The organism is Burkholderia savannae (assembly GCF_001524445.2).
Taxonomy (GTDB): Bacteria; Pseudomonadota; Gammaproteobacteria; order Burkholderiales; family Burkholderiaceae; genus Burkholderia; species Burkholderia savannae.
Window position 1 is genome coordinate 3,204,491 of the sequence record NZ_CP013417.1, and the last position, 11,734, is coordinate 3,216,224.

12 protein-coding genes are annotated in these 11,734 nt (G+C 62.3%); 4 read left to right on the top strand and 8 right to left on the bottom strand.

Annotated elements, in window-relative coordinates:
- Positions 1-86: 86 nt before the first annotated feature.
- Complete coding sequence (locus tag WS78_RS15815; protein WP_059608756.1) at positions 87-296, bottom strand: major capsid protein; 210 nt, start codon at positions 294-296, stop codon at positions 87-89.
- A 78-nt stretch (positions 297-374) separates the two neighbouring features.
- The gene (locus tag WS78_RS15820) at positions 375-674 is read right to left on the bottom strand and encodes a hypothetical protein (RefSeq protein WP_059575205.1); all 300 of its coding nucleotides are present in this window, start codon (positions 672-674) and stop codon (positions 375-377) included.
- Positions 675-1,045: 371 nt separating this feature from the next.
- Here WS78_RS15820 and WS78_RS35940 point away from each other — a divergent pair, with 371 nt between their 5' ends.
- The 3 genes from WS78_RS35940 to WS78_RS15830 all read left to right on the top strand — a co-directional run bounded on the left by WS78_RS35940 (position 1,046) and on the right by WS78_RS15830 (position 3,007).
- Positions 1,046-1,660, top strand: a complete 615-nt coding sequence (locus WS78_RS35940) for a DUF6166 domain-containing protein (RefSeq protein WP_156437485.1) — start codon at positions 1,046-1,048, stop codon at positions 1,658-1,660.
- 42 nt (positions 1,661-1,702) lie between these two features.
- Entirely contained in the window at positions 1,703-1,894 is a 192-nt protein-coding gene (locus WS78_RS15825) for a type II toxin -antitoxin system TacA 1-like antitoxin (protein WP_082717505.1), read from the top strand.
- Between the two features lie 630 nt (positions 1,895-2,524).
- Complete coding sequence (locus WS78_RS15830) at positions 2,525-3,007, top strand: hypothetical protein (protein WP_059575207.1); 483 nt, start codon at positions 2,525-2,527, stop codon at positions 3,005-3,007.
- Positions 3,008-3,581: 574 nt separating this feature from the next.
- On the opposite strand, the gene WS78_RS15835 is transcribed toward WS78_RS15830, so the two are convergent.
- Together WS78_RS15835 and WS78_RS15840 are read right to left on the bottom strand one after the other, a co-directional pair.
- Positions 3,582-5,357, bottom strand: coding sequence for an SWIM zinc finger family protein (locus tag WS78_RS15835; RefSeq protein WP_059575209.1), 1,776 nt, complete (start codon positions 5,355-5,357; stop codon positions 3,582-3,584).
- An 80-nt stretch (positions 5,358-5,437) separates the two neighbouring features.
- Positions 5,438-6,382: a LysR family transcriptional regulator gene (locus WS78_RS15840; RefSeq protein WP_038748966.1), complete on the bottom strand. Its 945-nt coding sequence runs from the start codon at positions 6,380-6,382 to the stop codon at positions 5,438-5,440.
- A gap of 124 nt (positions 6,383-6,506) precedes the next feature.
- Between WS78_RS15840 and WS78_RS15845 the strand changes: the two genes are divergently transcribed.
- A complete protein-coding gene (locus WS78_RS15845) occupies positions 6,507-7,538 on the top strand; it encodes a zinc-dependent alcohol dehydrogenase family protein (protein ID WP_059575211.1) in 1,032 nt (343 codons plus the stop codon).
- A gap of 82 nt (positions 7,539-7,620) precedes the next feature.
- Here WS78_RS15845 and WS78_RS15850 read toward each other — a convergent pair whose 3' ends face one another.
- The 4 genes from WS78_RS15850 to WS78_RS15860 form a co-directional block, all read right to left on the bottom strand.
- Positions 7,621-8,751 carry an oxidoreductase gene (locus WS78_RS15850; RefSeq protein ID WP_038748918.1) on the bottom strand — a complete coding sequence of 377 codons (1,131 nt, stop codon included), beginning with the start codon at positions 8,749-8,751 and terminating at the stop codon, positions 7,621-7,623.
- 111 nt (positions 8,752-8,862) lie between these two features.
- The gene (locus WS78_RS15855) at positions 8,863-10,254 is read right to left on the bottom strand and encodes a class II 3-deoxy-7-phosphoheptulonate synthase (RefSeq protein WP_038748917.1); all 1,392 of its coding nucleotides are present in this window, start codon (positions 10,252-10,254) and stop codon (positions 8,863-8,865) included.
- Complete coding sequence (locus WS78_RS35945; RefSeq protein ID WP_156432257.1) at positions 10,241-10,399, bottom strand: hypothetical protein; 159 nt, start codon at positions 10,397-10,399, stop codon at positions 10,241-10,243. The genes WS78_RS15855 and WS78_RS35945 overlap by 14 nt, the downstream gene beginning before the upstream one ends.
- A 199-nt stretch (positions 10,400-10,598) precedes the next feature.
- Positions 10,599-11,606, bottom strand: coding sequence for an EthD domain-containing protein (locus WS78_RS15860; protein WP_226377155.1), 1,008 nt, complete (start codon positions 11,604-11,606; stop codon positions 10,599-10,601).
- Positions 11,607-11,734 lie beyond the last annotated feature (128 nt).

The following is an 11,734-nucleotide window of genomic DNA, read 5'->3' on the forward strand; positions in this document are numbered from 1 at the left end:
CCATGACTCCGCCTCACCGATGAAATAAAAAAGGCGCTCAGTTACCCGAACGCCTTTGAGCGCGCGCAATCGAGTAATTGGCTACATCAACGGCCGATGAAGCCCTTGACCACCTTGTATCCCCACGCAACTGCGGCGACAGCAAGCACTGCGCCGCCGACCAACACGAGGTTCGGAACAACTGCATTGATGGACGTCACGATCGGAGTTACGTCCATCGACGCTACCGGAGACGTTTCAGCGAACGCCGCTGCGCTCGTCATCACCAGACCAACTGCTGCAATCTGCTTTTTCATAGAAGATGTGTCCCTTATCTTTTGGCCCACTGATTACGACTCGCTCGCTCGGGCCAGCTGCGAACGAGTCAGAACTCGCTATGCAGCTCCGGCAGCGGGTTTAGCCGTCGGTCTTCCGAACGGAGTCAGCGATACGATGTACGGCTCCAAATTGCCTTCCATCGACCGAGAAATCGCAAACTCAGCGAGGTAGTCCCCGGGCGTCGTAGCCTTAAGCGTTTTCGGCAAATTGATCGGACCGACGATGATTTGCTTACCCTCGCTCGTCTCTTGTTCCAGAATGCACTCGGCTACGGTCATCTCCCACTCTCGACCGGTCTTCTTTGAGATACCGCTTTTATGGGTGACCTGAAGGATCGAAATTTTCTGCTTGCTCATATACGCCTCTAGCGATTAGTAGACCTTAGTGATAGGCCAAAACAATGACCGGACTTGCCCGGCTTTCGACTACAAAACGAACTCCACGGCGCGTTCTAGCGCCCTCAGACGAATTGCTTCCACGTTAACGAGGCTGTACTTGCCAACCTTCACGCATGGCCAGTGGCCCCTTTTGCATTGCGCCCGCACGACCGCCAGCGGTAAGCCGATCGCGTTCGCCCAAGCCTCCCGACTCATGAGAGGCACGACGACGGCACTACCAGTTGCCTCATAATGTCCACGTTCTCTCATGCGCCGCTCCCTTTTTCCAATTTTGGATAAATTCCAATGTTGGAGATTATTGTGAGCCGTTAGCTGTTTGTCAAGGTCCTATGAACAACATTTCCGAGCGCCTTCGTTTCCTGATCAACACACAGACCGCATCGCCGGAATCTGACGACGCATCCCGACGCGGGGAAGCTCGAACTCTCGCGCTGCTGGAGCGGAGAACCGGCATTGCTCAAAGCCGATGGCGCGACTTCACCCGCGGGAAATCACGCGCCAATGAAGACCTGATTGAGGCGGCCTGCAAGCTGTGGCCGTGGTTCGCAACATGGCTCGTCACTGGAACCGCATTGCAGGTAGAGAATCTGTCGCCGTTTGATCACCAGGACGCTCCGTCAGTCCGAGGGGATGACGTTGTACTCAGACGCGCACGGCGCCCTAACGACGCGAATGAGATCAGCATTCCGCACGTGCTCAAGCTCAGAACGCCTGACGCCGCAGGAGCTATCGAGCCACTTACTAGCGACACATTGGAGTGGGGGTACTTTGGAGCCGGGCCATGTGAGCTAGCAGCGAACGTGCTTTATCACTTTGGCGTATCCGCCGAGCAAGCGAAGGATCTACGGATCAAGTTCGCACGCGACGTTGTCGCCAATCTCAATCGTAATGAAGCAACGATCAGCGCGGATACGGTGAACGACTGGATCAAAAAGAACGCCTGAGCTATACATAAGGCAGCTTCCACCGGACGAGGAGAACCATCGATGAACAGCACCGACGCTCCTGATGAGAAACGCATACCAGACGACACCGAGGCGATACATCTCTCCTCGATCGACCAATCTCGCTTGGTCGACATGCTGCTCAACCCACCGACCCCGAATCACGCGTTGCTCAGAGCAATCAATCGACATCGCACAATGTTCGAGCCTGAGCCCGGCGATAGCGACGAATAACAAACAGGCTGCAACCCGCAACGACCGACTCGTCTATCGCGGTACACCGAATAGAACCGCCCACATGCTCCCCAAGGCGCTTGCCTTCGTGCAATTTCGAGCAATTTCGGCCATTTATCGGCCATCTTCGGCGATGGCGACCGCTGAATTCGATGTACCGCGATAGACGAGCGCCGCTTCATCTGCTTCCGGCACAAGCTAGCAACAGCTTCCCGAAAACGTCGAAATCTTGCTCCGCAAAGCCGATACCGGCCACGATCAGACGGGCCTTTCCGCCCGTCAAGCACGACAAGAATGCGGAGCGAAATCCGACCTAACCAATTGATCCACAAGGATTTACCAGCAGAATCATAATCCGCAGGTCCGGGGTTCGAGTCCCTGATTCGCCACCAAACAAATCAAAGGGTTAGCTTAGGCTAACCCTTTGTCGTTTCTGGCCTCTGTCAACGGCGGGCACGCCTGCACAAAGCGTCAGCCGACAGATAGACCGTATTCCCACAGCACTACCCGGCACCAAAGACCAGAATGAGGGCTCCGCCCTTTGGGCGCTCGCCGCGCGGCGTCCCCGGCCGCGACCTCGAAACGGCATCAGTCCGCTGAGTTCGCCGCCCCTTACCCGACCGTAGGTGATTGGCTGCGAACTTTCGCGGCATATCCTCCCTACGCCTTGCTTCGGTCCGGTATTCCACGTTTCGCAGCCAATCGAAGGAAACCGGTGCTGCCGAGTTCAAAATTGGCATAGACCTCGGAAGGTGTGCGGATGTCAGAGCCTTGCGACAGGCGATTGCCCCGTTGTGCTTCACCTTGGGCATCGGCTGGGGACAGACGACGGTGTTTCACGGCCTGGTCGACGCGGGCTTCGAGGTCATTAAGCCCGATATCCACACGACGCGCACTCTTGCCTATTTCAACGCGCTTACAAAGAGCGAGGCCGCATGCCGCAAAACACGCAACTACCTTGCTTCGCCGAACGGTCCCGCGAATGTCGTCCATGCAGCGCGCGAGCTGGCAGCCAAGGTCACCTCACTTCCTAGCAGTAACGGCAAAATCCATCGAGAGGTCGATATCGTCCTCCTCTATGCGAGCGCGCACAACGTCATGCTTTCGTTCTAACTGCTAAGTGGCGAGGGCGCCCCCGCCGCCCGAAATACCGCGAGACCTCGCCGGCCCAATGCCCCCGTGCGCTCACGTGCGCCGCCGCCACAACGCAGTACGTCGTGAAGAAGATAGACCTCGACTACTTTGGCGAGGAGTGACGGACCGTAACAGCGATTGAAAGAGAGAGCCCGCCATCAGGCGGGCTCTCTCTTCGTTACTACGTTCAACCCGCCTGCACGGCGGCTAACGGAACGCAGCGACTTCACGGAGACGTCCGGCTGTCCGATGAGCGGGACAAGGGTCAAGACGAGACTGCGTATTTTCTAAGCCGCCTATCCGGCGGTTACCACCCGTGCGCTGCGTTCACAAGAGAATAGAGAGGCGATTTATATCCGCGCCGATACCTTCTTAGCTTACCCTCGCACCTTCGCCCGGCCGCACCTGTTAAACGCCAAAAGTCTCACCTGATGCAGCGCGATATCTCCTGCGATGCGTCCCTTCTCAGGAGGACCTTGCAATGCGTGGCGAGGGGTCTCGCCTTATGGGTTCGTTACGGTCGACTTCGGCCCGAAACGACCTGCGAGCGACTTCAGGACAGTTTGGCCAGCAGCTTGATGAAGTTGCGCTTTGCGCGATATGCTGCCCGAATCTCTTCCAGTTCACGGGTGAATTCCGCACGTTCATCCAACTTCGCCCGCAACATGCCGATGGCCCGCACGATTTCAAACGCCTCGTCATATCGGGCGTTGCGCGTACCGCTTTCGGCAGCAACCGGCAGCAGCCTGTGATAGAGGGCAATGGCGTCGTGCGGGTGTGTCTTGCCACGGACAGCGGCCATTTCCGGCCATAGCTGCATTACGACCGGTCCGCCGGTAAACGTTTCCCATGCGGCGTCGTTCTCTTTTCCAGCAAGAAAAATCCTGACCAGTTCGGTCCGCGTCGACCGCTGCCAGACATTGCGCTTCGATTTTGCAGCGGCCTCCTCTTCCCTGACCAGCGCCCAAAGGTGCGTAAGAGTGCGCTCCCGCATCTCATCATGCCTGCCAGTAGCCGTGGCAACCTTCATCAAGGCGGGAAACGCCTCGGCTGTCGGGCGCATTTCGAAGCGGCGCCACGCGAACGCATCGGCCTTGTCGAATTCACTGCGACGCAGATACGCGTCGATACAGAAGTCGAGCAGGCGCTGGTCATGGCTCTTGCTGGACTCCTTGATGCCGCGCTCGGCCCAGGCGAGCCCTTCATCCGGGCGACCGTGCTTGACACAAAGCTCCGCCACCAGCAGAAAGCGGTACGGACTCGACAGGTCCTTCGAGTAAATGCGTATCAACGCATCAACGTCTCCATCGAGTTCGGCCAGCGCCCCCATCGCGCGTTCGAGCTGCATGCGCGGCGAGTCGTGTGACCGTCGATATTCCTTGTCCGGCGCGAGCGCGGGCAGCGCTTCCCAAGCCTCGTTGACGAGCTCGCGGTAGCGGCTCAAACCGTTCTTGCCCAGTGGCTCCGCATACGCCGGCAAAACGTTGTAAAAGGTGTCCCACTTGCCTTCTGTCTGAAATCGGAATAGCCGCTCCGCGAGCTTCACTGGGTCGGGGACAGTCAACTTGCAGGCATCGAGGTGCACAGACGCCAGTTCGAGAATCGCCGGCATCACGTCGCCACCGGAGTCGTCAATCTGTTCGAGGCTTGTTTCGGCGCCCGCAATCGCCAGTTCGGATAGCTCGACTACCTGTGCCGCGTGAGGTCCGTGAAGCCTCCGGCGCAGCATGTCGGCCAGCGACATCAGGCCATCGCCGTATGCGCTAGCCTCCCGCCAGTCCAGTGGCCGGGAAAGGCGTGTCGCCTGCCTGACGGCGGCCTTCATGCCGGGCAAGTCGGAGGCCCCCGTCGCACGCGCGGCAAACAGCAGCTTGTCACGAAACGACAGGTCGCGTTCGATGGCTTCGAGCAACAATTCCTGAAGCTCATTTTTGTCGAGCGTCGCGACGTATTCGCGAATCACTTCCTCGTAGGTCTTCCGCTTCTTGCGTGGCTTGCCGGGAGCCGCCTCTTCGGCATGAAACACCTCTCCACCGGAATTCTCGAGCCAGGCGAGCGCAACAGCGACAGCGTGCTTGCAGAAAACGCCATCGTCTCCCACCGGACAGGTACAGTCATAAGCGAGTTCGCCATCGTCATCGACGCCGAGTTCAACCCGGTAACGATGCGTGCCACGTACAGTGGCGTGAACGGCGCCGCCACGCTCCTCGAGACGGGAAACCACGCCCTCGTGGAAATAGGCTTTGCCGCGCGCAAAGGTCTTCGTGTCGGCAAGCGACTGTACTTCGGCAAGAGTAAGAACCTCGGAGAGCGTTGCAGACTGGGACATCGATTGACCGGGGAAAAACGGAAGAATGCCGCGACGGGCGACGCACAGGCACGATGATACCCGTGACGCATGCAGTCGACTCACGGCAGAGTAATGCGTGGACGATTGTCCCAAGGCGGAACCGGCGTGAAATACTCGATCAACTCGTCGATCACCGCCCGCACCTTCGGCGACAGTTTGCGCGCCGCGAGCCAAAGCGCATGAATCGGCATCTCGCCCCCGGTGAATTCCGACAGCACGATTTCGAGCTTGCCCGCATGCACATCGTCGGCGACGAGCCACGTCGGCAAATACGCGAGCCCCGCGCCAGCCAGCGTCGCATCGCGCAATGCGTCGCCCTGCCCGATCGTATGCTTCGCACGCACTCGCGCCGTTACAGCCCCGTTGCACGCATCGGAAAACACCCATGGAATCGTCGCCCCGTCGCGGGCGAACACAATGCAATCGTGCGCTTCGAGCTCGTCGATCGTCCTCGGCCGCCCTCGCGTGGCGACATATGCCGGCGACGCGCACAGCACGGATCGCTGAACGCCGAGCCGCCGACAAACCAGATTCGCGCTGTCGCGCAGCTCGCCGAGACGCACGACGACGTCGATTCCCTCATCGACCAGATCGACGAATCGATCGGTCAACGATACGTCGAGCTGTAGCAGCGGATGTCTACGGGCCAGCCCGAACAGAACGGGCAGCACCCAGCGCCGTCCGAACGACGTCGGCAGACTGATGCGCAGCGGCCCCGCGACTTCATGACGCCGCTGCGCGAGCACCGATTCGACATGCCCGAGCTCGTCGAGAATCCGCAAGCAACTTTCGTAGTACAGGCGCCCCTCGGTCGTCGGCGTCAGTGCGCGCGTCGTACGCTCGAGCAGCCGCACGCCGAGACGCGCCTCGAGCCGCGCCACGTTCTTGCCGACGGCCGACTTGGACAGCCCCATGCGCGCCGCGGCGGCCGTGAAGCTGCCCGCGCCGACTGCATGCACGAATGCAACCATTCCTTGAAGATGAGTCAGTCTGATTCGATTCATGAAATTGGCGACGAAATGGCGCAGGTGTTCGGAACAGATATCGCCACCGGCACGCATGCCCCACCCCTAGAATGAATCAAGGGAATTCGCGGCGGCGCGAATCCGTTTTCGGGTGGGACACCAAATGGCGCAAACGATGAAGGTGTGGGAACTCGACGCATTCGGCATCGATCGACTCGCACTCGCGCAGCGGCCCGTGCCGAAGCCCGGCGACGGCGAGTTGCTGGTACGGGTAGCGGCGGCGTCATTGAATTATCGAGACAAGCTCGTGATCGAAGGGCAGTTGATGTCGACCAAACCCGCGATGCCGTTTACGCCCGTCTCGGACATGTGCGGCGAAGTGGTCGAAACCGGCCCGAATACCGAACGATTCAAGCGCGGCGATCGCGTGATGGGCAACTTCTGGACGCCCTGGATCAGCGGCGCGCTGCCTCCCGAAATGCGCCGATGCGAGCGCTCGCTCGGCGGGCCGCTGCCCGGCGTGCTCGCCGAATACGTCGTGCTGCCGGAATCGGCGGCCGTCTGCGCACCGGCGTCGCTGTCCGACGTCGAGGCATCGACGCTGCCCGTGGCCGGCGTGACCGCCTGGGTCGCCCTCGTCGAGCGCGGGCAGCTCGCAGCAGGTCAAACCGTCGTCGTTCAGGGCACGGGCGGCGTCGCACTGTTCGGACTGCAAATCGCCCGCGCGCTCGGCGCGAAGACGATCGTGCTGTCCCGTCACGACGACAAGCTCGTGCGCGCGAAATCGCTCGGCGCATGGGCCGGCATCAACACGACGCGCGCGCCCGAATGGGAACATGCGGTTCTCGAACTCACCGGCGGACGCGGCGCGAACGTGATCGTCGAACTCATCGGCGGCGAGAACGTCACACATTCCGTCGCCGCCGTCGCGGATCATGGCCATATCGTGCAGGTCGGTTTTCTTGGCAGTCCGAAGATGCTCATCGACGCGATTCCGCTGATGCTGACGCGCGCGTCGATCCACGGCGTATCGGTCGGCAGCCGGCAGGCGTTCGAAGCGTTCGTTCGCGCAGCCGACCGGCATGCGATCAAGCCGACGATCGACTTCGTCTATCCGTTCTCCGATGTGCGCGCTGCGTTCGCCCATCTCGACCGCGGACCGTTCGGCAAGATCGTCGTCGCCGTGCGCGGCTGACGTGCGTCGCGCACGGCGACGCGTCGCCGGCAAACCGCCCGCCGCGCGCGACGCTCGCTCGCGGGCCGTCTCATCGGCGCCGTCACGTCAACGTCGAGAACATGTCCTTGCGATACGGCACGATACGATCGAATTCGCCCGTCCGCACTTTGGCCGGCCATTCCGGATCCGCGAGCAGCGCGCGTCCGAGCGCGATGCAGTCCGCATGCCCCGCCTCGACGCGCGCGACCGCGCGATCGAGATTCTCGATGCCGACCACCAAACCCTCCGCGCCGCGTACTTGCGCAGCCGAGAACGCGCTGTCGATGCCGACGCTGCCGACCATGATGACCGGCTTGCCGGACAGCTCGCGCACGAGCGACGCCAAATCGGCGTCGCCTTCCGACGCGAACGCCGGCTCCCAGAAGCGTCGCGTGCTGACGTCGAAAATATCGACGCCCGCGGTGACGAGCACGTCGAGCATCGTCTTCAGTTCCGCAGACGATTCGACGATGAAGCCCGTATAGTCCTGCACCTTCCATTGCGAGAACCGGAAGATCAGCGGTATGTTCGGGCCGACGGCCGCGCGCACCGCTTCGGCGACTTCCACCGACAGGCGCAGCCGGTTCTCGAGCGAGCCGCCGTACGCGTCGGTGCGCGCGTTCATCTTGGCCCACAGGAATTGGTCGAGCAGATAGCCATGCGCGCCGTGCAGTTCGACCGCGTCGAATCCGGCCTCGACCGCGTCGTACGCCGCGCGTGCGAACGACGCCGCGATATCCCGCGCATCGGCATCCGTCAACGCCTCGACCGCGACGACGCCGTCCTTGACGACCCGCTCGGGCCCGATGCCCGGCAGCTCCGCATGGGGCGGCGTGCCGCGCTGCCTGACGTTGCCGAGATGCCAGAGCTGCGCGGCGATCACGCTGCCCGCCGCGTGCACGCCGTCGACGACGCGCCGCCAGCCTTCGAGCGCCTCCCGGCCGAAGAAGTGCGGAACGTCGGCGAACCCGCCCGCCACCGGATGGTCGACGTACGTCCCCTCGGTGATGATGAATCCGGCGCCGCCCTCGGCGCGCTTCGCGTAGTAGCGCGCGACGTCGCGGTCCGGCACGCCGCCCGGCGACTGCCGCCGGGTCATCGGCGCCATGACGATGCGGTTCGGCACGCGTAAGCCGCCGAGTGAAACCGGATCAAAAACGATATCGAAATTGGAGACGCTGGTCGTCGACATGAAGTCCTCGTCGGCTGGCTGAATGGGGCGCACACAGCGCGCGGCATATGGGCGCGCGCGCCATGCACGACGGATGAAACGACAGACACTCGTACAGTCGGCCGGGCCGGCTCACGCCGCTTGCTCGTCGCGCTGCAGGCTCTCGCGCGGATCGCGCCGCGCCGACAGCTTTTCCGAGACCAGAAACGCAAGCTCCAGCGCCTGCGAACCATTCAGCCGCGGATCGCAATGCGTGTGATAGCGTTCGCACAACTGATCGTCGCGAATCTGCTGTCCGCCGCCCGTGCACTCCGTCACGTCGGTGCCCGTCATTTCGAGATGCAGACCGCCCGCATGCGTGCGCTCGGCTTCGTGAACGTCGAAGAAGCGTTCGACCTCGAGCAGGATGCTTTCGAAGCGGCGCGTCTTGTAGCCGGACGCCGACTTGACCGTGTTGCCGTGCATCGGATCGATCGACCAGATCACCTCCCGCCCTTCGCTCTTCGTCATTCGCACGAGGCGCGGCAATAGCTCCGGCAACTTTTCCGCGCCCATTCTCGCGATCAGCGTGAGACGCCCCGGCTCGTTGTCGGGATTCAGCGCGTCGATCAGGCGCAGCAGATCGTCCGGCTTGATCGCGGGACCACATTTGAGGCCGATCGGATTCGCGACGCCTCGCAGGAATTCGATGTGCGCGTCGTCGATGCCGCGCGTGCGCTCGCCGATCCACAGCATGTGGGCCGAGCAGTCGTACCAATCCTCGGTCAGCGCATCCGGCCGCGTCAGGGCCTCTTCGTAATGCAGGAGCAATGCGTCGTGGCTCGTGTAGAGATCGGTCTCGCGCAGCGAACGCACCGAATCCGGCGACACGCGGCACGCGTTCATGAACACGAGCGCCTGCTCGATCCGGCACGCGATCTGCCGATAGCGCTGCCCTTGCGGCGCGGACGCGACGAAGCCGGCATTCCATTGCTGCACGTGGCGCATGTCGGCGAAGCCGCCGTGGCTCAACGCGCGCAGCAGATTGAGCGTCGCTGCCGCTTGCGAGTATGCCTTCAGCACGCGCTCGGGATCGGGCCGCCTCGCCGCTTCCGTGAATTCGATGCCGTTGATGATGTCGCCACGATAACTCGGCAGCGTGACACCACCGATGGTCTCGTCGGGCGAACTGCGAGGCTTCGCGAATTGCCCGGCGATTCTGCCCACCTTGACGACGGGCAGCCCGGTGCTGAACGCAAGCACGGTCGACATCTGCAGAAACACGCGCAGCAGATCACGCACCGCATTCGGATGAAATTCGGCGAACGATTCGGCGCAATCGCCGCCTTGCAGCAGAAACGCATTGCCGCGCGCGACGTCCGCGAGTTGCGCCTTCAGATCGCGAATCTCCGCAGCGAGCACAAGCGGCGGCAATCGCCGCAACTGCTCCTCCGACTCCGCGAGTTTCGCGGCGTCGGGATAAGTCGGCACCTGATGAATCGGCCGCCCGCGCCACGACGAAGGCGACCAATCAGCGTGCGTCATGATGGCCCTCTCGCGTACCATCCGGATCGACACGCGATCCGCAGTCGCCGATCGGCGCGACGGCGGCATGCAACGCAGGCTCGGGTTGCGCCTGGCCCACGGGAAGCGTGGCGCCGATCAACACATCGTAATCGTAGTGATCCACAGTCAGGCTCCGACAAAGCAGATAACCGCCCGCGGCTCGCGCCAGCGGGGACTTGCCTCACTCCAGCCACACTCGTCGCTGCATACGTCATGCATCGAGCACGTCAGCGTTGCTCCGTCGCGCAGGCGCGATCACGCGTGCCGACGCATCGCTCGAGCGGCCCACGCGGCGCACGCGATGCGCGGGCCCGCCGCCGTCGTCATCGCGTCGACGTTTCCGGGAAGATCTGATTGACCACTTGATATGCAAGTGCGGTCCAATATTCGCTCGTGTCCGCGGCGACGAGCTTCGCCTCTTCGTCGGCGAGCCCCACCACACCGGGGTCCAGCAGAAAGTCCTCGAGATCGTTGATCGACGTGAACGCGAGAATCGACACGCCGTCGATCGTGTGCCCGACCGAGTGGAAGAACGGCTCGCCTTCCCGAATCGGACCGACGTTGTGCAATTGCACGTAGCGCTTGACGTAGCGGCTCGTCGCGGCCTGCTCGAGCACGCGCGGCGCGTACCGGTTCAACCAGGCGTCGTGAAAATCCGCGCGGGACAGCGACGCATTGCGCCGAGCGACCTTCACGAGCAGGAACGATTCGCGCTGCGTCTCGCTCGGCACGATGATGTGCTGGCGCGCGAGCACCGGGCACAGCTCGCGAAAGATCGCCTGGTCTTCCGGCAAGACCTTCGCGGCGATCTCCGGTTGGCTGAAGACGGCCTGCAGGCCGGCGACGTTCTCGAAGCCGAGATACGCGATGCCGTCCCACTGCGGACGGCGATATTCGGGAATGTGGCCGATCACGGTGTCGAACAGTTTGCCGTTCGCGTCGACGGGCGGCTCGTACGGCAGCGGCGCGCCGCTCGACGGGCCGGCCGGCAGCCGATGAATCTGGTCGTAGCGAAGCAGATGCTGAATGCCGTTTGCCACGGGCGGCTGCGCGTAGATGAAGCGCGGGCCATGTACTTTTCGCCAGTACTCTGTCCACTTCTCGAACGCGACGTTCGGGTTGGACTCGAACGCGCTCGTCTCGGCCGCAGGGTCCTTGATCAGTTCGCCGCGGGCGTCGAGCAGCAGGTTCGGGTCCCTGCGGCGTTCGCCGAGCGGCGAGTTGTCCGCACGGGACAACAGCGAACAGATGACCGTCAGCGGCTCCGCATACGAACGGTAGCTCTTCAGATAAGGCGGACGAAATAGGCTTTCGGCGGAAGCATTGGACACGACTGACTCCTGCTCTTCGGAATGGTTGATCGCATTGCCGAGACGCATCGTTTGGCCGCTCGCCGCGCAACCGGCGCAACGAGCGACGCACGCTCGCCCGGCATCGATGAGATCCCGCAACAATTCAG

Bases quoted from the DNA above. Each gene is read 5' to 3' on its own strand.
- WS78_RS15845 (WP_059575211.1), top strand. From the start codon at position 6,507: ATGGCGCAAACGATGAAGGTGTGGGAACTCGACGCATTCGGCATCGAT.
- WS78_RS15825 (WP_082717505.1), top strand. From the start codon at position 1,703: ATGAACAGCACCGACGCTCCTGATGAGAAACGCATACCAGACGACACC.
- WS78_RS35940 (WP_156437485.1), top strand. From the start codon at position 1,046: ATGAACAACATTTCCGAGCGCCTTCGTTTCCTGATCAACACACAGACC.
- WS78_RS15855 (WP_038748917.1), bottom strand. From the start codon at position 10,254: ATGACGCACGCTGATTGGTCGCCTTCGTCGTGGCGCGGGCGGCCGATT.
- WS78_RS15850 (WP_038748918.1), bottom strand. From the start codon at position 8,751: ATGTCGACGACCAGCGTCTCCAATTTCGATATCGTTTTTGATCCGGTT.
- WS78_RS15820 (WP_059575205.1), bottom strand. From the start codon at position 674: ATGAGCAAGCAGAAAATTTCGATCCTTCAGGTCACCCATAAAAGCGGT.
- WS78_RS15835 (WP_059575209.1), bottom strand. From the start codon at position 5,357: ATGTCCCAGTCTGCAACGCTCTCCGAGGTTCTTACTCTTGCCGAAGTA.
- WS78_RS15815 (WP_059608756.1), bottom strand. From the start codon at position 296: ATGAAAAAGCAGATTGCAGCAGTTGGTCTGGTGATGACGAGCGCAGCG.
- WS78_RS15840 (WP_038748966.1), bottom strand. From the start codon at position 6,382: ATGAATCGAATCAGACTGACTCATCTTCAAGGAATGGTTGCATTCGTG.